Annotated in this window: 16 protein-coding genes; 8 read left to right on the forward strand and 8 right to left on the reverse strand. The window is 59.7% G+C overall.

Annotated elements, in window-relative coordinates; genetic code table 11:
- Positions 1–7: 7 nt before the first annotated feature.
- From CGA21_RS14835 to CGA21_RS14845, 3 genes are read right to left on the reverse strand one after another with little or no spacing between them, the layout of a single operon-like run.
- Positions 8–973 carry a biotin/lipoyl-binding protein gene (locus tag CGA21_RS14835; RefSeq protein ID WP_188264484.1) on the reverse strand — a complete coding sequence of 322 codons (966 nt, stop codon included), beginning with the start codon at positions 971–973 and terminating at the stop codon, positions 8–10.
- Between the two features lie 4 nt (positions 974–977).
- Positions 978–1,178: a DUF1656 domain-containing protein gene (locus tag CGA21_RS14840; protein ID WP_008061285.1), complete on the reverse strand. Its 201-nt coding sequence runs from the start codon at positions 1,176–1,178 to the stop codon at positions 978–980.
- Entirely contained in the window at positions 1,168–3,303 is a 2,136-nt protein-coding gene (locus CGA21_RS14845) for an FUSC family protein (protein WP_188264485.1), read from the reverse strand. Before CGA21_RS14845 ends, CGA21_RS14840 begins: the two co-directional genes overlap by 11 nt.
- Before the next feature lie 148 nt (positions 3,304–3,451).
- Here CGA21_RS14845 and CGA21_RS14850 point away from each other — a divergent pair, with 148 nt between their 5' ends.
- The 3 genes from CGA21_RS14850 (at position 3,452) to CGA21_RS14860 (ending at position 7,906) form a co-directional block, all read left to right on the forward strand.
- The gene (locus tag CGA21_RS14850; protein ID WP_020797115.1) at positions 3,452–4,507 is read left to right on the forward strand and encodes a tetratricopeptide repeat protein; all 1,056 of its coding nucleotides are present in this window, start codon (positions 3,452–3,454) and stop codon (positions 4,505–4,507) included.
- A gap of 229 nt (positions 4,508–4,736) precedes the next feature.
- Positions 4,737–6,239: an ATPase domain-containing protein gene (locus tag CGA21_RS14855; protein ID WP_188264486.1), complete on the forward strand. Its 1,503-nt coding sequence runs from the start codon at positions 4,737–4,739 to the stop codon at positions 6,237–6,239.
- Positions 6,236–7,906: an ATP-binding protein gene (locus tag CGA21_RS14860; RefSeq protein WP_110747430.1), complete on the forward strand. Its 1,671-nt coding sequence runs from the start codon at positions 6,236–6,238 to the stop codon at positions 7,904–7,906. The genes CGA21_RS14855 and CGA21_RS14860 overlap by 4 nt, the downstream gene beginning before the upstream one ends.
- Before the next feature lie 119 nt (positions 7,907–8,025).
- Here the strand turns inward: CGA21_RS14860 and CGA21_RS14865 are convergent, their stop codons facing one another.
- From CGA21_RS14865 to CGA21_RS14885, 5 genes are all read right to left on the reverse strand, one after another.
- Entirely contained in the window at positions 8,026–8,403 is a 378-nt protein-coding gene (locus tag CGA21_RS14865) for a response regulator (protein ID WP_020797118.1), read from the reverse strand.
- 77 nt (positions 8,404–8,480) lie between these two features.
- Complete coding sequence (locus CGA21_RS14870; RefSeq protein ID WP_110747433.1) at positions 8,481–9,662, reverse strand: hybrid sensor histidine kinase/response regulator; 1,182 nt, start codon at positions 9,660–9,662, stop codon at positions 8,481–8,483.
- Entirely contained in the window at positions 9,656–10,249 is a 594-nt protein-coding gene (locus CGA21_RS14875; RefSeq protein WP_110747436.1) for a chemotaxis protein CheB, read from the reverse strand. The genes CGA21_RS14870 and CGA21_RS14875 overlap by 7 nt, the downstream gene beginning before the upstream one ends.
- Positions 10,246–11,079 carry a CheR family methyltransferase gene (locus CGA21_RS14880; RefSeq protein WP_188264487.1) on the reverse strand — a complete coding sequence of 278 codons (834 nt, stop codon included), beginning with the start codon at positions 11,077–11,079 and terminating at the stop codon, positions 10,246–10,248. The genes CGA21_RS14875 and CGA21_RS14880 overlap by 4 nt, the downstream gene beginning before the upstream one ends.
- Positions 11,080–14,568, reverse strand: coding sequence for a response regulator (locus CGA21_RS14885; RefSeq protein ID WP_188264488.1), 3,489 nt, complete (start codon positions 14,566–14,568; stop codon positions 11,080–11,082). It lies immediately after the preceding gene.
- A 263-nt stretch (positions 14,569–14,831) separates the two neighbouring features.
- Between CGA21_RS14885 and CGA21_RS14890 the strand changes: the two genes are divergently transcribed.
- The 5 genes from CGA21_RS14890 (at position 14,832) to CGA21_RS14910 (ending at position 20,199) form a co-directional block, all read left to right on the forward strand.
- Positions 14,832–15,197: a response regulator gene (locus tag CGA21_RS14890; RefSeq protein WP_110747442.1), complete on the forward strand. Its 366-nt coding sequence runs from the start codon at positions 14,832–14,834 to the stop codon at positions 15,195–15,197.
- Positions 15,198–15,269: 72 nt separating this feature from the next.
- Positions 15,270–16,577: a glycosyltransferase gene (locus CGA21_RS14895; protein WP_110747445.1), complete on the forward strand. Its 1,308-nt coding sequence runs from the start codon at positions 15,270–15,272 to the stop codon at positions 16,575–16,577.
- Complete coding sequence (locus CGA21_RS14900) at positions 16,574–17,479, forward strand: AraC family transcriptional regulator (protein WP_110747448.1); 906 nt, start codon at positions 16,574–16,576, stop codon at positions 17,477–17,479. Before CGA21_RS14895 ends, CGA21_RS14900 begins: the two co-directional genes overlap by 4 nt.
- Before the next feature lie 258 nt (positions 17,480–17,737).
- Complete coding sequence (locus tag CGA21_RS14905; protein ID WP_188264489.1) at positions 17,738–19,048, forward strand: ABC transporter substrate-binding protein; 1,311 nt, start codon at positions 17,738–17,740, stop codon at positions 19,046–19,048.
- 251 nt (positions 19,049–19,299) lie between these two features.
- Positions 19,300–20,199: a carbohydrate ABC transporter permease gene (locus tag CGA21_RS14910; RefSeq protein WP_223194147.1), complete on the forward strand. Its 900-nt coding sequence runs from the start codon at positions 19,300–19,302 to the stop codon at positions 20,197–20,199.
- The last annotated feature ends 6 nt before the right edge of the window (positions 20,200–20,205 follow it).

The raw sequence follows: 20,205 nt of genomic DNA on the forward strand, positions 1-20,205 counted from the left end.
ACAGGGGTCAGCGGTGATCTTGGGCGTTGTGGTTCTCCCGAACCGTCACGGTAGCCGTTGTACCGGCGCGCAATTTGTCTCTACCGGCATAGTCTTCGTCGATTTTGATCCGCACCGGCACCCGCTGCGCCAACTTGACCCAGGTGTAGCTGGGGTTGATGTTCGCCAGCAAGCGGCCGCCCGGCAGGTTTTCCCGGTCGGCAATGGCAAAGGCGATGCTTTGCACAGTGCCACCGAAACGTTCGCCGCTCATCAACTTGATGTCGACCCGATCACCCTCGCCGATCCGTGGCAGTTTGGTTTCTTCGAAATAGCCGCTGACGTAAAACGAATCGCTGTCCACCAGGGCCACCAGTGGACCGCCTGCGGTGGCGTAGTCGCCCTGGCGGGTAAGCAGGTTGGTGACGTAGCCACTGATCGGCGATACGACGCGGGTGCGTTCAAGGTCGTGTTCGGCCTCGGCCAGTGCGGCGATCGCCAGTTGCACATTGGCCTGGGCAAACCCCAGGTTGGCCTGGTTGCGCAGCAAATCGGCCTGGGCCACCGAGACATCGGTGCTGGATTTTTCCCACTCTTCGCCGGAAATCGCCGAGCGTTCCTTGAGGGTCCGCCGGCGCCGCTCCTCGCTCTGGCGCTGCTTGAGCAGGGCCTGGCTGGCAACGATGGTTGCCTCGGATTGCCCCAGTGAAGCCTTCGCCACTTCCACCGAACGCTTGGCGTGCTCCACCGCCAGGGCGTAGCGTGAAGGATCTATTTCCAGCAGCAACTGGTCCTTTTGCACATGTTGGTTATCCTGCACGCTGAGATTGACGATGCGCCCCGCGACATCGGCGGACAAGGTCACCACATCGGCACGCACTCGTGCGTCGCGGGTCCAGGGTGCACGGGTGTAGTGCTCCCAGGCAAACCAGCCGAGCACGAAAGCCAGCACCACTACCGCCACCGTGGTGAGATGGGCAAGGATCTTCTTCACGGCATCAGGCTCCCATCACCAGGATCAACGTTGCGCACACGCAGACGTACAACGCGCCTTCGAACAAGGCTTCATGCCAGACGAACTGCAACACCCCGAGACGCCGCAGGATCCAGTCCAGCACCAGGAAAACCGGTACCCCCAGCAGCAACGCCTGGGCGATCGGTGGCAGGTAGACGCCGCCTATTTCCAGATCAATGGGCAAGCTCGGGTACTCCCTGCAAGGTGGCGGGTTCGAAGTGGCCACGGTGGCGTTCCAGGAACGACACCACGATCAACAGCGCCACGCGCATGCGAAACACCGACCAGAGGTGTTCGTGAACACTGGAATGCAGCGCGTCCAGGTCATCGCCCAAGGCGTGCAGGCTGTCGAGCACGTGGTCCACTCCAATGTCGCGCCGACCGGCCACCAGCCTCCCGGTTTCACGCACGGTGGCGAATAATCGACGTTGCAAACCCGGGCTGAGCAATGCGTTGTTCTGCCCCTGTTGCCGCAGTTGGTTCAAGGCGATGCCCAGCGCCATGCAACCCAGGCTGACGTCGAACAGGTCACGCGATGGCTTGTCCTGGATGGCGGGCAACAGTCCCAGCATCATGGTCAGGCGGTCGACCATGCGACTCTCGAAGGCGAACTGGTTTTCATCGGTGGCCGGGGTTTTCAGCAAGGCGTAGACCTGCTCGCAGTTCTCCTTGAACAAGCGGCGAATGCGCAGCACAGGCCTGAAGGGAAAGATCAAGGCATAGACACTCAATGCCAGTGTCGCGGCGCACACATAAGCGCCAGCAAACTCGAACCACTGGATGGCGCTGTTTTGGCCTGTGCCGGTGTTTTGCGGGCCCAACAACAGGCACGTCATCAACCCCAGGCCAATCCCCGTGCCCGTCGTGGCCGGGCTGGACAACCCCACGGCGACCGCATACAGCAAGGGCGCCAGCAGCAGCGCCAGGAGTTCGAAACTGCTGATCATCGGGACCAGCGCGAACTGCAGCACCGCCGACAGCACCAACGCCAGCGCCAGCCCCCGGGCATAGCTCTGGGCAGCCAGCAGTGGCCGGGGAAACGTCGCCATCAGCGAACACAGAATCCCCACCACGACCATCCCGCCCCGCGCGCCGTCCCATCCCGTTTCGATCCAGATCAACCCGGCCACCATCAGTGCGCAGTAAGCGCGGATGGCATTCATCGTCGCCAAGGTGAAGTCCAGGTGCAAAGGATTGGCCTGGCCACGAAAAACGCTACTGGCCTTGCGCCCGCTCTGGATCACGTCGCTCAACTCCAAGATCATTTCAAGCTGCTGCAGCATGCGCGCCTGTTCCCAGCGTAAGGACCACGACAGGGAGCGCAGGGTCGCCTTCAAGGGCTCGATCAATTGTTCCGAGCGGTACGCCAGTGCATCGAAACGCTGCTGCAACGCAGCAAACTGACGCCGCTGCTCACCAGATATCGCCCGCCCTTGCCGGGCCAGTTCGTCGAGCAAGACCAGTTCTTCGCCGAGCAGTTGCTGTATTTCCCCGGGGAGCTCGCCTTCCCAGCGTTCGAGCAACAATTGGCGCTGGTGGCGCAAGGCGGTGAGTCTTGCCGTCAGCAGTACCAGTTGGTTGCCGAGCAATTGCACCAGGTCGTCGGCGCTGCGCAAGCGCGGCGCGTCGTAATAAAGGTGCCGGCGCACACCCTCCAGCGCGCTGATCTGCCCCAGCAACTGCATTTGCCGACGGTGGAAGTCTTCCTCGCTTTCCTCGGTACGAATAACGGCGCTGGCATGGGTTGCCAGCAGCTTGATCACCTGGTCGATCCTGTCGAAATACTCCTTGGCCACGGCCTCCGGGCGCGCGGTCAGCAGGCTCACGACACAGACGCAGGCCACAGCCAGCAACGTCTCGGTCACGCGGGTCACGGCCAGCAGGAAAGTCCCGTCCTGATCGGGAACCGCCAACAGTCCCACGACCACCGCCGTGTAGCCACTGAGGACAAACGCCTGGGAACTGGTATAACGCAACAAGGTGCCACCGGCGGTGCACAACGCCAGCCACAGCGATAAGGTCATGATGAAAGGCAGCGGCGCCTGGGGGAATAGCGCCATGATTACCACGGCCACTGCCGCTCCCAGGGTGGTTCCGATGACCTGACCGAAACTGCGGGCCAGCACCATACCGGCCAGGGGCTGGCTGATGATGACCACGGCCATGATCGACCACTTGGGTTGTTCGAGGTCGAATACGAACGCCAGATAGAGAGTCAACAGCCCGGCCGCGATGGTTCTCAAGGCAAACAGCAGCACCCCGCGCTCGGGGTTGAGCATCGTCTTGAAGTATTGCAGCAGCGCTTGCATGGGAAGCCCCGTCCAATCCACTCCAGAAAGCGTAGTCATAGCCACGGGGTCTGGACAGGTTTTGAGTATCGCAGTCAGCGTTTGACTCCGGGCGCCGCCTGACCGAAGCTGACAGCTTTGCCAAAGCCTGTCAGCTTCCGGATTCTGCATGACCCAGTCCCGCCGCTATTTGCTCATCAGCCTCTGTGTCCTGTTTGCCATCGGCCTTGCCTGGATGTTCCTGCGCAGCAGCACCCCGGTCGTACCCGAAACGATCAAGCGCGGCTACAGCGAAGCACTGACGGCAGCCCGAAACGGCCAGCCAGGAGCCGCGCGGGTGCTCTATCAGCAACTGGCCCGCCCTGACATATCACCCAAGCGGCGCGTCTGGCTGCTTGCCGAACTGCCCAACTACCCCAGCTCCGTGGCGCTGAAACTGGCGGATGCAGACTTGCAGCATGAGGCACCCGAGGTCCGTATCGCGGCGATCAAAAGCATCAGCGGGCTGGTGCCCAGCGGCCAGCGCAGCCTATTGCTGGGGCCCTTGCTCGATGACGGCGAGCAGAGTGTGCGCCTGGCCGCCGTCAATGCGTTGCTGGGCCTGTCACCCGATGATCTCGGCCTGTATTTCGGCGCGCTGGAGCAGGCTATCGACGCCTGGCAGGTGGTTCTCAAAGACGCCCCTGAAAGTGCCGACAATCAGTATCAGCTGGCGCGGCTGTACCTGCACAATGCCCAACTGAAAAAGGCACAACAGGCGCTTGAACACACCTTGCGTCTGGACCCGGGCAATCTGCCGGCGCTGGTGATGCAGATTGAGATACTGGACAAACAGGGCCAGAGCGACGCGGCCCGGCAACTGTTGGCCAAACAACTCAAGGCCCAGCCCGACTCGGCCTATCTGCAACATGCGCTGGGGCTCTGGTTGCTGCATCACGGCCAAAGCGAGTTCGCCCTGCTCGGATTGTCCAAGGCCGTGGAGCTAGAGCCGAACAACAAGGACTATCGCTACGACCTGGCCACCACCCTGCATGGCGAGCAGGAGCTGGAAGCGGCGCAGAAACAGCTGCAGGAAATCGTCCAGCGCCACCCGAACGATCGCCGCGCACGGGTGTTGCTGATCAACTACTGGAAAGAAAGCGGGCAATTGCAGAACGTTCAGATATTGCTGGCGCAGCTGGAACAGATGAACCCGGATGATCCGGCCCTGCAGCAGGGGCTATAAAACAGATTACCGACGTAGGAGCCAGGCTTGCCGGCGAACCAGACGCCGCGGTGTACCTGTTGCACCGCATTACCGTTCTTCGCGGGCAAGCCTCGCTCCTACAGTGCAGGTGCACGCCCAACGTTTCTCAAAAAAGTTGAACGCTCCTCGCGGCCCAAGGTCAAGTGAACAGGCAGCTCGCCATCATCGGTCCGCTGCCTCGTTTCCCCTAGTCATGAGAGGGCATTTTTTGTCTACATCCAACGAGTTGATCAGCGTTAAAGCCGCCACAGGGATTACTGGTCTCGATGACATCCTCAATGGCGGACTGTCCCGCGGCCACGTGTTCTTGCTTGAGGGCGAACCCGGAACCGGCAAGACCACGGTCGCCTTGCACTTCTTGTTGGCCGGAGCCCAAGCCGGCGAGCGCTCGTTGTACATCACCCTGTCCGAAACCGAACGCGAACTGCGCCAGGGTGCGCGCTCCCATGGCTGGGAGCTGGACGATAACGTCCATATCTTCGAACTGACGCCCCCCGAAAGCCTGCTGACCGCCGAGCACCAGCAATCGCTGTTGTACTCCTCGGACCTGGAATTGGGTGAGGCCACCAAACAGATTTTTGAAGTCGTCGAACGCGTCAGGCCGACCCGCGTCGTGCTCGACAGCCTCTCCGAGATTCGCCTGCTGGCGCAAAGCTCGCTGCGATACCGTCGACAGATCCTCGCCATCAAGCATTATTTCGTGCGCTATGAGGCTACGGTGCTGCTGCTCGACGACCTGACCACCGAATCCCTGGACAAGACCGTGCACAGCGTGGCCCACGGAGTGGTTCGGCTGGAGGAACTGACGCCCAACTATGGCGCCGAGCGCCGGCGCGTTCGCGTGGTGAAATACCGTGGCCAGAAATACCGCGGCGGTTATCATGATTTCACCATCATGGGTAACGGCGTACACGTGTTCCCACGCCTGGTGGCCGCGGAGCACCGGGGTGACTACCAGCGACAGCAGTTGACCAGCGGCATCCGCGAAATGGACGCGCTGCTCGGTGGTGGCGTCGAGACGGGCTCAAGCACACTCATTCTCGGCCCGGCCGGTACCGGAAAATCCTTGATATCGATGATTTTCGCCGCCGCCGCCGTGGCACGGGGCGAAAAGGCCGCGCTGTTTATCTTCGATGAAGAGCTTGGCCTGCTGTTCGCTCGCATGAAGAAAATCGGCATCGACCTGAGTGCATTGCAAGCCACCGGCAACCTGCTGATCGAGCAAGTGGACGCCGCTGAACTCTCCCCCGGCGAATTTTCCCACCGGGTTCGCCGCTGCGTCGATGAAGGCGATATCAAGACCGTGGTAATCGACAGCATCAACGGCTATCAAGCGGCGATGCCGGAAGAGAACGCCCTGGTGCTGCACATGCACGAAATACTGCTGTACCTCAACCGCAAAGGCGCGGCGACGTTCATGACAGTCGCCCAGCATGGCCTGGTCGGTGACATGCAGGCCCCGGTAGACATCACGTACCTGGCCGATACGGTCATTCTGCTGCGCTACTTCGAAGCCCTGGGCAAGGTGCGGCGAGCCATTTCCATCATCAAGAAACGCACAGGCAGCCATGAATCGACCATCCGCGAATACAAAATCAGCACCAGAGGCATGACCATCGGCGAACCGCTGGAAACCTTCCAGGGCGTATTGCGCGGAGTCCCGACCTATTTGGGTGCCAGCAATCCCCTGCTCGGGGATGAAGTCCCGTGACGGTCAATGATGCAACGTCCGAGCGTGCGATCATTCTTGCCCCCTTGGGGCGGGACAGTCAGATCGCCTTGATGCTGCTCAATGAAGCGGGCTTCGGCGGAGTCGTCAGTACTGATCTGCCGGGGCTTTGCCTCGAAGTGGAGCAAGGGGCCGGCTTGTTGCTCATGTCTTCCGAAGCCTTGCTGCGCAGCGATCTCGAACCCCTGTTGAGCCTGATCGAGCAGCAACCGGCGTGGTCTGATTTGCCGATCGTATTGCTGACTCACCATGGAGGCCCGGAACATAATCCGGCGTCACGCTTTGGCCCCCTCCTGGGCAATGTCACGTTCCTCGAACGGCCCTTCCACCCCGAAACATTGATCAGCCTGGTCGCCGCCGCCTTGCGCGGCCGAAGGCGACAGTATGAAGCCAGGGATCGGCTGGTGGACTTGAGCATGAGCGAACTGCGCCTGCAAAACACCCTCGAGACCCTGGAACAACAGGTTGAAGAGCGCACCGCACAACTGCGCCACAATGAGGAAGCACTGCGCCAGTCGCAAAAAATGGAGGCGGTCGGCCAACTCACCGGTGGCATTGCCCATGACTTCAACAACATGCTGACCGGCATCATCGGCAGTTTGGAGTTATTGCGCCGGCGACTGGCCCGGGGGCGCACAGAGGATCTGGACAGCCTGATCGACCTTGGCGTGACGTCGGCCAATCGCGCGGCGAGCCTGACTCATCGTCTGCTGGCGTTTTCCCGTCGCCAATCGCTCGATTCCAAGCCCGTGGAGATGAATAACCTGGTGGTCTCCATGGGCGAACTGCTGAAACGCAGCATCAATGAAAGCATTCACTTGGACATGCAACTGAGCGATCAGCTATGGGTCGCCGAAGCCGACCCCAATCAACTGGAAAGCGCCCTGCTCAACCTGGTCATCAATGCCCGCGACGCCATGCCCGATGGTGGAAAACTGCTGGTGCAGACCTCGAACCGCCACCTGGATGCCGAATTCACCAAGCCCTACGGTAATCTCGCGCCAGGCGACTATGTGGTACTGAGCGTCACCGACAATGGCTGCGGAATGCCGCAAAGCACCATCAACCGGGCCTTCGACCCGTTCTTCACCACCAAGCCCATCGGCCAGGGCACCGGCCTGGGATTGTCGATGATCTATGGCTTCAGCAAACAATCGGGCGGGCATGTCGCCATTCAGAGTGAAGTCGGCGCAGGCACCACGGTGAACTTGTATTTACCGCGTTTTGGGGGTGACCTGCCCCAGGACAACCCGGTCAACATCGAACACGCCCCCTACGCGAAAAATGGCGAGACCGTGTTGATCGTCGAGGACGATCCGGCGGTGCGACTGCTGGTCAGCAACGTGCTCGGAGATCTGGGGTATGCCTTTGTCGAGGCCAGCGATGCCGACAGTGCGATGCCAATCCTCGACTCGGCCCAACGCATCGACCTGCTGATCAGCGACGTCGGCCTGCCCGGCATGAATGGTCGGCAACTGGCGGAAATCGGTCGGCAACTGCGGCCGGACCTGAGGGTCTTGTTCATTACCGGCTATGCCGAACATGCGGCGGTGCGCGGCGGGTTCCTCGATCCGGGCATGCAGATGATCACCAAGCCGTTTACCTTTGATCTGTTGACGGCCAAGGTGCAGGAGATGATTCGTGTCTGAACGCGCCGCTGCGCAAGCGTCGAACACAACCATCCCCTGTAGGAGCTGCCGCAGGCTGCGATCTTTTGATCTTTAAAAGCAAGATCAAAAGATCGCAGCCTGCGGCAGCTCCTACCCGATCAGGACAGCATGTCCTGCATCAGTTCCTGCAACGTGTCCAGATCGAACGGTTTCTCAAGAATCGGTGCCTTGCGAGTGATGGGGCTATCCGTCTCGCGAATTTCCTGGGCATAGCCGCTGATGAAAATCACCTTGAGCTCAGGCCGTAGCTTCACCGCGGGCTCGGCGATCTGCACCCCAGAAATCCCGCCGGGCAGGCGAAAATCGGTGATCATCATGTCCAAGTGTGGCTTGCTGGCGAGGATCTCGAAGGCCTGCTCGCCGTTTTCGGCTTGCAGCACCCGGTAGCCCTCTCCCGACAGATAGGCCGACAGCACCATCAGGATTGAGGGATCGTCCTCGACGACGAGGACTACATCTTGTGCATCTTCACTCATGGGAAGCCTTTGTTCGGTCAATAGCTGCTGATACGACCCCGAGGTCGATCAGAGGTTGCGTTTATCGCGCGGTTTTCCTACAGCGGCAGACAAACGCGAAACAGGGCGCCTTCGCCAATCCGGCTTTCGACGGTAATGGTACCGCCATGGGCGGCAACTATCTGTTCGGAAATAAACAACCCCAAGCCCAGCCCGGTGGCGACATGATTGGCCGAGACGCGCTCGAATTGCTGGAAAATCCGTTGCTGGTTCTCCTCGCTGATGCCGATTCCAAAATCACGGACTTCCACCCGTGCTTCACCGTTCTCACTGTACACCTTCAGGTGGATCGGGCTCTTGGCGCCATAACGCAGGGCGTTGGTCAGCAGGTTGGAAATCACCTGTTCAATGCGAAACTCATCCCAATCGCCCATCACCGATTGCTCGGCGTCCAGGCTGACCGACGTTTCGGCGGCCTCGATCTGCGGGGCAAAATTGTGCAACAAACTGCGAACCAGCGCCGCCAGATCAAAGTGTGTCGGGCGGATCGACAACTTGCCGGTACGAATACGTGACACATCGAGCATGTCTTCGATCAGCCGGATCAGGCTTTTGATCTGCCGTTCGTCGCGATCGACCATCGCGTGCATCTTGTCCAGGGTGAAGGCGGCAGCGTTGTCCCGGGCCAGGTGCATCTTGCGCAACTGGGTTTCAAGAATCAGTCCATTGAGCGGCGTGCGCACTTCATGGGCCACGATGGACATGAAGTCATCACGCATACGCACCGCCTGCTCCAGCTCAAGCTGGGTACTGCGCAACTGCATGAGCAGCGCTTCCTGCTCCCGACGGCTGTGCTCCAGCGCTTCGACCTGTTGTTTCATGGCCTTGCTCTGGCGGTAGAGGTCGACGAAGACATTGACCTTGCTCTTGACCGCCTGGATATCCAGGGGCTTGTGCAGGAAATCGACGGCGCCGCTTTCGTAGCCCTTGAACGCGTAGTTCAGCTCTCGACCGGCGGCACTGACGAACACGATCGGGATGTTCCTGGTCTTTTCCGTGCCACGCATCAACTCGGCCAGCTCAAAGCCATTCATGCCGGGCATCTGCACGTCGAGGATGGCCATGGCGAATTCGTGTTGCAGCAACAGCGACAAGGCTTCGTCGGCCGACAAAGCCTTGTAGACGATGCGATCTTCACGCTTGATCAGCGCTTCAAGTGCCAATAGGTTTTCTGGCAGATCGTCGACGATCAGCAGTTTGGCCTGGATATTACTTAGCATGCGATTCGTTCCAGCTCGACAAGCAAACGGCCGATGCCGCGTATGGGGAGTATGTGATCGGGCTGCAGGATATTCAGCGCCGCTTGGGGCATGGTCGCGACCTGGGCCTCGCCCGGGTCCTGGACGATGGTCAGCCCGCCATGCTGCTTGACCTGGGACATACCCTTGGCGCCATCCTGGTTGGCGCCGGTCAGCAATACCGCGGCCAGTTTTGCGCCGTAGGCATCGGCAGCCGATTCGAACAGGTAGTCGATGGCCGGCCGCGAATAATGCACACGGTCTTCCAGGCTCAGGGAAAAGCTGCGGTCCCGCTCCACCGACAAGTGATACCCGGGCGTGGCGAAATACAGGGTACCGGCTTTAACCGGGGTCTTGTCCATGGCCTCCACGACCGGCAGCGAGACACGCCGGGCGAAGACTTCCACCAGGTGACTGCGGCGCTCGCCCGGCAGGTGCAGGACCACGATGATCGGCAATGCGAAACCTTGTCGCAGCGGCCCCAGGATAGTGAGCAGCGCCTCAACTCCGCCAGCCGAGGCGCCGATCACAATCGCTTCTATTGAAGGTAAGCCCGTTGCGCTGTTCATGATTTGCGATAGATCCGTTCTTGTTTGACCAACGGCTCGAACTGGTTGCCGAAGGCTGAAAAATCTGGCGTTTCCTTGCTGCCCAGAGCGAGGAAACCGCGGTGGCAAAGCGACTCATGAAACAAGCCGAAAGCGCGATCCTGTAGTTTTTTATTGAAGTAAATCAATACATTACGACATGAAATTAATTGAGTTTCTGAGAATACGCTGTCCGTCGCCAGGCTATGATCGGCGAAGGTCACGTTTTCGCACAGCGACTTGTCGAAAATCGCGTACCCGTACGCCGACGTGTAATAGTCGGCGAAGGAGCACTTGCCCCCGGCCTGCTGGTAGTTGGAAGTGTAGGCGCGGACATTCTCCATGGAGAAAATCCCTTGCTTGGCTTTGTCCAGCGAACGCGGATTGATGTCAGTGGCATAGATGATCGTGCGCTCGAGCAAGCCCTCTTCGCGCAACAGGATGGCCATCGAATAGACTTCTTCACCGGTGCTGCACCCGGCGATCCAGATCTTCAGCGAAGGGTAGGTCTTGAGCAACGGCACCACTTCGCGGCGGATGGCCAGGAAATGGGAAGGGTCGCGAAACATTTCACTGACCGGAATCGTCAGCAGTTGCAGCAACTGCATGAACGCCGTCGGGTCGTGCAGGACCTTTTCCTGCAATGCCGAAATGGTATTGCACTCGAACTGGCTCAAGGCGTGCGTCACCCGGCGCTTGATCGAGGCGCCGGAGTAATCGCGAAAATCGTAGCTGTACTTGAGGTAGATCGCTTCGATCAACAAGCGCAATTCGATTTCGCTGCTGCGCTCCCCTGAATGATTGCTCTGCACTTAAATGCGTTCCATCTTCGGTAACCACACACGAATCAGCGAAAACAGGCGATCGAGGTCGATGGGCTTGGCCAGGTAATCGTTGGCGCCGGCCTGCAGGCAGCGCTCCTGATCGTCTTTCATGGCCTTGGCCGTCACCGCGATGATCGGCAGTTTGCGCCAGCGCGCCTCCTTGCGGATCAAGGTGGTGGCTGCGAAACCATCCATTTCCGGCATCATCACGTCCATCAGCACCAGATCGATGTCTTCGACTTCATTCAATCGCTCAATCGCTTCACGCCCGTTGCGGCCGATGACCACGACGGCGCCCTTTTGCTCCAACGCACTGGTGAGGGCGAAAATGTTGCGCACATCGTCGTCCACCAGCAACACCTTGCGCCCCTCGAACACCTTGTCACGGCTGCGCGCGGTCTTGAGCATCTTCTGCCGGTCATGGGACAACCGTGATTCGACTTTGTGCAGAAAAAGTGTCACTTCGTCCAGCAGGCGCTCGGGCGAGCGTGCACCCTTGATAATGATCGAACGCGAATACCGGCGCAGCTCAGCCTCTTCGTCCCGGGTCAGGTTGCGCCCGGTATAGACAATCACCGGCGGGAACGAGCAGATGTTCTCGCTGGACATGCGCTTTAGCAGGTCGTTGCCGAGCATGTCCGGCAGCTTGAGGTCGATGATCATGCAATCGAACACGGTGGTGCGCAGCAGGGCCAAGGCGTCCTGCGCCAGGCCAACGGCGGTAATTTCTATGTCATCATCGCCGATCAGCCGGGAAATGCTATCGCGCTGCAAGTCGTCGTCCTCGACCAGCAACACACGCTTGACCTTCTGGGTCAGCTTGGACTCCAGGCGCGCGAACACGTCCTTGAGCTCTTCGCGGGTAGTCGGCTTGACCGCATAACCGATGGCTCCCATGTGCATCGCCGCTTCGACCCGGTCTTCGACCGAAATCACATGCACGGGAATATGCCGGGTCTCGGCGTGTTCCTTCAGGCGTTGCAGCACCGTCAGCCCGGAATGATCCGGCAGGCGCATGTCCAGCAGGATGGCGTCCGGAATGTATTGCCTGGCCAGGTCGTAGCCCTCGTCGGCGCCATGGGCCACCAGGCACTGGTAACCCAGTTCATGGGCGAGGTCATAAAGGATGTGCGCAAAATTCGGCTCGTCCTCCACCACCAGGATACAACGCACGGTGAAGGGTGCATTGAGGCGGTCATCGGCGAACCGCGCAATCTCCTGGACCACCGCCGGCGCAACCGCAATGGGCGCAACCGGGGTTGGAGCGTGGGTTGGCATGGCATGCATCCGCTCGACGGGCTCGTCGCCAGGTTCCACGTATTGCTGCGGCAGGATCAGGCTGAACTGGCTGCCCTGCCCCGGCGTGCTGGAGACATTGATCGAGCCGCCGAGCAGCGCGGCCAGGTCACGGGAAATCGACAGGCCCAGGCCGGTCCCGCCATAACGACGATTGGTAGTGCCATCGGCCTGGCGAAAGGCTTCGAAAATGCTTTCCTGTTGATCAGCGGCAATACCGATACCCGAATCGCTGACGATAAAGGCGATGCCTTGGTTCGGCGCCGCGCTCACGGTCAAGGAGACCCGACCTTTCTCGGTGAACTTGACGGCGTTGGAAAGCAGGTTCTTGATGATCTGCTCCACGCGCTGGCGGTCGGTGTACATCATGGTTGGCGCACCGTCCTGCAACTCGACCTGGAAATCCAGTTGCTTGTGCGCAGCCAGCGGCTGGAACATCCCGCGCAAGCCATCCACCAAGCGCGCAACGCTGGTGTTTTCCGGGCGTATCTCCAGCTTGCCGGCTTCGACCTTGGAGATATCGAGAATATCGTTGATCAGGTTGAGCAAGTCGTTGCCCGCCGAATAGATCGACTCGGCGAACTTGACCTGCTCGGCACTCAGGTTTTCCTGCGGGTTTTCCGCGAGCAGCTTGGCCAGGATCAGTGAGCTGTTCAACGGCGTGCGCAACTCGTGGGACATGTTGGCGAGGAATTCGGACTTGTATTTGCTCGAACGCTGCAGTTCTTCGGCGCGCTCTTCGAGCTGGGCCTGGGCCTGGTTGAGCTCGGTATTCTTGAGGTCCATGGCGTCACGTTGTTCGGCCAACACCTGCGCCTGTTCGGCAAGTTGCTCGTTGGTCTGTTCGAGCTCGACCTGCTGGGTTTCCAGATGCGCCTGGGATTCCTTGAGAATTCGCGACTGCTCTTCCAGCTCTTCATTGGCGGTCTTGAGCTCTTCCTGCTGAACCTGCAGTTCCTCGTTGAGTTGCTGGGTTTCAGCCAGCACTTCCTGCAAACGCTGGCGATAACGCGCCGCCTCGATGGAGGTGCCGATGTTACCGGCAATGAGCTCCAGCAAATCGATGTCGCGGTCGGTCAACGGGCGCAGGAAGCCCAGCTCAATGACGCCGTTGACCCGCTCGTCGTCGCTGGTCGGGACCACCAGCACGCTGCGCGGCAAACCTTCGCCGAGCCCGGAACTGACCTTGAAGTAGTCGCTGGGCACATCGTCCAGGCGAATCAGGTGGGCCTGTTGTGCCGCCTGACCGACAATGCCTTCGTCACTGTAGATTTGCTGCTCACGCTCCTGCTGCTCGCGGGAAAAGCCGTAGGACGCCACACGGCGCAGGCCACCGTGTTCTTCACGAACATAAATGGCCGCCACGGCACTGCCCAGGTACTGCGCGCAGAACTGCAGGATGTTGCGCCCCAACAGGTTGAGCGACAGTTGCCCCAGCACTTGTTCGGCCAGTTGGGTCTGGCCATTGCGCAGCCAGGCCTGTTGCTCCAGCCGCTTGGCACTGGCCTGTTGCGCCGCCAGGGTCGCGGCGTAGCTTTGCGACAGATTGAGCAGATCGCGACGGCCGATGTAGGCCAGCAACCCGCTGATACCGGCAATGAACAACAGGTAAAGGGTGATGCTCCAGATCGTGGTACGGCGCACTTCCTCGTTACGCGTGGCGCGCAACTGCTGCTCCATGTCGATCACGTCTTCGTACTGCTTGCGGATTTCATCGGTCAGGCGCTTGCCTTTACCGGCCTTGACCGCCCCACGGTAGTCACCGTTGCTTCGCTGCAAATCGATCATCGATTGCGCGTAACCTGCCCACTCCTTCTGCAACGACTCCAGCCTGTGCAAGCGGTCGGTCTGGACCGGGTTGTCCGCGGTCAGTTCGAGCAAGGTGCTGAGTACCACCTCAATGCGTGGCTTGGCCGTTTCATAGGGTTCGAGGAATTTATCGTCGCTGGTGAGCAGGTAGCCGCGCATACCGGTTTCCAGATCGACCGTCAGCTTGACCGCCTCATTGGCGTTATTGATCACCCGGTCGGTGTGCTCGACCCACTGGATCGTCGACAGCAGATAAGTGATCAACGACACGAAGAAAACCGCACTGATGGCGCCGACGCCCAGCGGTAGACTGATGTTGCGGCTAAGGAGCTTGCGGAATCGCTGCTGATCAACCGAAGACTCAGTGGTCATAGTTAAGCCTTGTTGAACGGGTGAAAACCAAGGAGTTTGCCCCAAAACTGACGCACTGATCGAATTTTCTCACGGGATTGGCCGCAAAATGCACTTTCAACTGCTGTTGCGCCCACGCAGCGGTTATCCTTTGCCCTAGTGCGGGCCGACCTTTCTTTTTATAGCCTATCGGGAACTTGTCGGGTCCCCTCACTTACTCATGCAAGAGAGCCGGCGATTCTGATCGGCCGAAAAAGCCATCCACCCTTTCCGAGAACCCCATCATGACCGCCAACACCCCCACCCTCCTGGTCGTCGAAGACGATGCCATCGTGCGCATGTTGATCGTCGACGTGCTGGAGGAGCTGGAGTACAAGGTCCTGGAGGCCGACGGCAGTGAACAGGCACTGGATATCCTCAAGAACCAAGACCAGCACATTGACCTGATGATGACCGATGTCGGCTTGCCGGTCATGGACGGTCGGGAACTGGCCAATGAGGCCCGCAAGCTGCACCCTAGCCTGCCAATACTGTTCGCCAGCGGTTATGCCGAGAACATCGATGTACCCGAAGGCATGCATCTCATTGGCAAACCGTTCTCCATCGATCAGTTGCGGGACAAGGTCAAGGGTATCCTCGATAATGCCTGACGTTGGCCGCCGCTTTATCGCCGGCCCCCTTTACCTCTCCAGCGCCATGCTCGTTTCAAGGAATTCCGGTTCATGAGTCAGCCCCACGCAACCAAAGTCCTGGTTATTGGTTACGTCTGGCCCGAGCCCCGCTCTTCGGCGGCTGGCGGGCATATGATGCAGATCCTCGAAAGCTTCCTGCAGCAAGGCTGGCACGTCACATTCAGCAGCCCGGCCGGCAGCGGCGAACATCGCGCCGACCTGACGGCGCTGGGTATCCGTGAAATACCGATCGAGCTGAACAACAGCAGTTTCGACACCTTCATCAGCGAACTGGCCCCGGACATCGTCTTGTTCGATCGTTTCATGATGGAGGAACAGTTTGGCTGGCGCGTCGAGAAACACTGCCCCGAAGCACTGCGGGTACTCGAGACCTCCGACCTGCAAAGCTTGCGCGATGCGCGCCAGCAACGACTCAAGAACCGCTTGAAGGCAAGCGAAGACGGCAATGATTTCAGCGAGCTCTTCGCGCCGGCATTGCGTGAGGAATTCGAGCTCATGGCCGAGACCGATCTGGCCCAGCGGGAGATCGCTGCGATTTATCGCTGCGACTTGAGCCTGATGATCTCCGAAGTCGAGATCGAGTTGCTGGTCGAACACTTCAAGCTGCCACGCAGCCTGTTGCATGGGTGCCCGCTGATGGTGGACCTGCCCACCCATGCGCCGGTGCCGTTCGAGGACCGGGCGCACTTTATTCACATCGGCAATTTTCGCCATGCTCCCAACTGGGATGCGGTGCTCTGGCTCAAGACCACTATCTGGCCGATGATTCGCCAGCAATTACCCGCAGCTCAACTGCACATCTACGGCGCCTACACACCGCCCAAGGCCACCGCACTGCATAATGCGGCGCAGGGCTTTCATGTGATGAACTGGGCTGAGGACGCCTTGCAGGTGATGTCGGCGGCACGGGTATGCATGGCCCCGTTGCGCTTTGGCGCGGGTATCAAAGGCAAGATTGTCGACGCAATGCTCTGTGGTACACCGAATGTCACCACGCCCATCGGCGCGGAGGGCATGCACGCAGCTGAGCCATGGCCGGGAGCGATCACCCGTACTGCCAGGTGCTTTGCCGATAGTGCCGTGCAGCTCTACCAGGACAAGACGCAATGGCTCAAGGCCCAGGCCCAGGGCCTGGAACTGCTGGCAAGCCGTTATCAGCCACGCATCCATGGGCCGGCGCTAATTGCGCGGCTTGAGCACTGCCGCCAACACCTGGCTTCAATCAGGAGAGACAACTTCACCGGCAGCATGCTGCGTCATCATCAGCACAAGAGCACGCAATACATGGCGCAATGGATTGAAGCCAAGAACCGCCATAGAGAAGACGCTCCGACATGAGCCGAGCGCCCCGCGTCACCGACCCTTCCTACGAATTGATGGACGACCATAACGGGTTGTCCATCATCTATCGCCAGCACGGTTTCCCCTGCCCTTTGGTGCGCTGGCATTTCCACAAGGAATACGAGCTGCACCTGATCGTCGCCAGTTCAGGCAAGGTGTTCATCGGCGACTACATCGGCAATTTCCATCCGCAAAGCCTGTTCCTCACGGGCCCCAACCTGCCACACAACTGGATCAGCCAGGTGGCCGAAGACGAGGTGGTGCCCAAGCGCGACATGCTGGTCAACTTCACCGACGAGCTGTTCGACAATGGCTATCAGGTGTTTGCCGAACTCAAGAGCCTGACGCCCCTGTTGGAACGCGCGCAGTACGGCATCGAGTTTCGCTGCAAGCACACGATCGGCAAGGCGATGGACCTCATGCAGCGCATCGCCGACAGCCAGGGAGTGACCCGCCTCGGGCACTTTTTCATCCTGCTGGAGTTGCTGGCGGCCTGCGAAGATTATCAACTGCTGTCAGGTGCAACGACGCCGCAACTGGCCGACGAACACAACATCGATCGCACCAACCGCGCGGTGGATTACATCTTCGCCCACTACGCCCGCGAATTGCCGCTGGAGGAAGTCGCCGAACATCTGGGCATGAAACCGACCTACTTCAGCCGCGTGTTCAAGCAGGCCACCGGGCGCTGTTTCATCGAATTCGTCAATCGCCTGCGCATCAGCAAGTCCTGCGAACTGCTGGCCGATGGCGACAAACCCGTGACGGACGTGTGCTTTGAGTCGGGTTTCAACAATATCTCCAACTTCAACCGGCGTTTTCAGCAGCTCAAGGGCATGACGCCTTCGCATTACCGGCGGTTGGTGGTGCAACGGTTGACCGAGCAAAACCTCGGTTAGCACACCAGCCCGCGCCCACAGTGCTGTATTTCAACCCGAAAACCTGTACGGATTCGATTCAGTCCCAGCGCTGAAAAGCCCTTCCCCACGTCCACCCCGCCAAACACCAGTGCAAAATAGTATCAATCCAAGTGCGATGGATGATTTGTCTCGCCCTCGATAGAAGGCTGTAATCAGCGCACATTCTTCCAGCCGCCGGAAGATACAAAAACAATAACTGTCCTTCTGTGGCCTTCGGGTGCAGAAAAGGAGTGCTCGATGCAACCTTCTGTAAAAGCTCTGCTTGCCCTCACCTGCATGACCCTCAGCAGCGTCAGCCTTGGCGCCCAGACCCTGACGATCGCCACCGTCAACAACAGCGACATGATCCGCATGCAAAAACTCTCGAAAACCTTCGAGGCCGAGCACCCGGACATCAAGCTCAACTGGGTGGTCCTCGAAGAGAACGTCCTGCGTCAGCGCCTGACCACGGACATCGCCACCCAGGGTGGACAGTTCGATGTGCTGACCATCGGCATGTACGAAGCCGCACTGTGGGGCGCGAAAGGTTGGCTGGAGCCGATGAAGGACTTGCCGGCCAGCTACGCCCTGGACGATGTTTTCCCGTCGGTGCGTGAGGGCCTGTCAGTCAAGGGGTCGCTGTACGCCTTGCCCTTCTACGCTGAAAGCTCCATCACCTACTACCGCACCGACCTGTTCAAGGACGCCGGCCTGACCATGCCCGAGCGCCCGACCTGGACCCAGATCGCCGAATTCGCCAACACGCTCACCCACAAGGACAAAGAACAATACGGTATCTGCCTGCGCGGCAAGGCTGGCTGGGGCGAGAACATGGCGCTGGTCACCACCGTGGCCAACGCCTATGGCGCACGCTGGTTCGATGAGCAGTGGCAACCGGAGTTCAACGGCCCCGAATGGAGGAACGCGTTGAACTTCTATGTCGAGACCATGAAGAAATCCGGCCCACCGGGAGCATCGAGCAACGGTTTCAATGAAAACCTGGCCCTGTTCAACAGCGGCAAATGCGCGATCTGGGTCGATGCCAGCGTCGCCGGCTCGTTCGTCACCGACAAGACCCAAAGCAAGGTCAGCGATCACGTCGGTTTCACCTACGCCCCCCACGAAGTCACCGATCAAGGCTCGGCCTGGTTGTATTCCTGGGCACTGGCGATCCCCACCAGTTCCAAGGCCAAGGACGCGGCAAAAACCTTCAGTGCCTGGGCCACGTCGAGGGAATACGGGGCATTGGTCGCGCAAGAAGACGGCATCGCCAACGTGCCGCCAGGCACCCGGGCCTCGACCTACAGCGATGCCTATATGAACGCTGCGCCCTTTGCCAAGGTGACGCTCGAATCACTGAAAGCGGCAGACCCGAGCAAGCCGACACTCAAACCCGTGCCCTATATCGGCATCCAGTTGGTGACCATCCCGGAGTTCCAGGGCATTGGCACCCAGGTCGGCAAATCGTTCTCGGCGGCGCTGATCGGCCAGACCACAGTTGACCAGGCCCTTGCCGCGGCCCAGCAAACAACCGGGCGCGAGATGAAGCGTGCCGGGTATCCCAAGTAGCAACAGTGCGGTGGTGCAACTGTCCTGACTACCTGGACACCGAGTTGACTCCATCGCGAGCAAGCCACGCTCCCACAGGTATAACGCAATCCATGTGGGAGCGGGCTTGCTGGCGAAGAGGCCGGTACATCCGATGCAGTTTCAGCGTCTGGAATACCGCTTTCGCGAGCAAGCCCGCTCCCACATTGGATCTTCAATGGCCTACATGACTCGGTTCTTACGCCATGAATACTTCAACTGCCAAAGCTCACATGGACATTGTCCAACCCCAGCGCAAAAGCCGGGTGGCCAACCCCGGTTGGTTCCTTGTCAGTCCTTCAGTGGCCCTGTTGCTGCTGTGGATGATCGTGCCGCTGGCAATGACCCTGTATTTTTCACTGATTCGCTACAACCTGCTCAATCCCGGAGAAAACCAGTTCGTCGGGCTGGAAAACTTCACCTACTTCCTGACCGACTCGGGGTTCATGCCCGGCGCCACCAATACCCTGTTGCTGGTGGGCAGTGTGCTGTTGATCAGCGTGGTGCTCGGCGTATTGATCAGTGCCCTGCTGGAGGCCAGTGAGTTTCTCGGTCGCGGCATCGTACGGGTGCTGCTGATTTCGCCGTTTTTCATCATGCCCACCGTCGGCGCGCTGATCTGGAAGAACCTGATCTTTCACCCGGTATCAGGGATTCTCGCCTACGTCTGGAAGCTGTTCGGTGCGCAACCGGTGGATTGGCTGGCGCACTACCCGCTGCTGTCGATCATCATCATTGTCTCGTGGCAGTGGTTGCCCTTCGCGATCCTGATCCTGATGACGGCGATGCAGTCGCTGGACCAGGAGCAAAAGGAAGCCGCACGCCTCGATGGCGCCGGGCCGGTCGCCATCTTCTGGCACCTGACCCTGCCGCACCTGGCGCGACCGATCGCCGTGGTGGTGATGATCGAAACCATCTTCCTGCTCTCGGTGTTCGCCGAAATCTTCACCACCACCAACGGTGGCCCCGGCTACGCCTCGACCAACCTCGCCTACCTGATCTACAACCAGGCGCTGGTGCAGTTCGACGTCGGCATGGCATCCGCTGGCGGCTTGATTGCGGTGGTGATCGCCAACATCGCGGCCATCGTGCTGGTGCGCATGATCGGCAAAAACCTGACTGACAAAGCCTGAGGCGCG

Source organism: Pseudomonas sp. PSB11 (assembly GCF_014596605.1).
GTDB lineage: Bacteria > Pseudomonadota > Gammaproteobacteria > Pseudomonadales > Pseudomonadaceae > Aquipseudomonas > Aquipseudomonas umsongensis.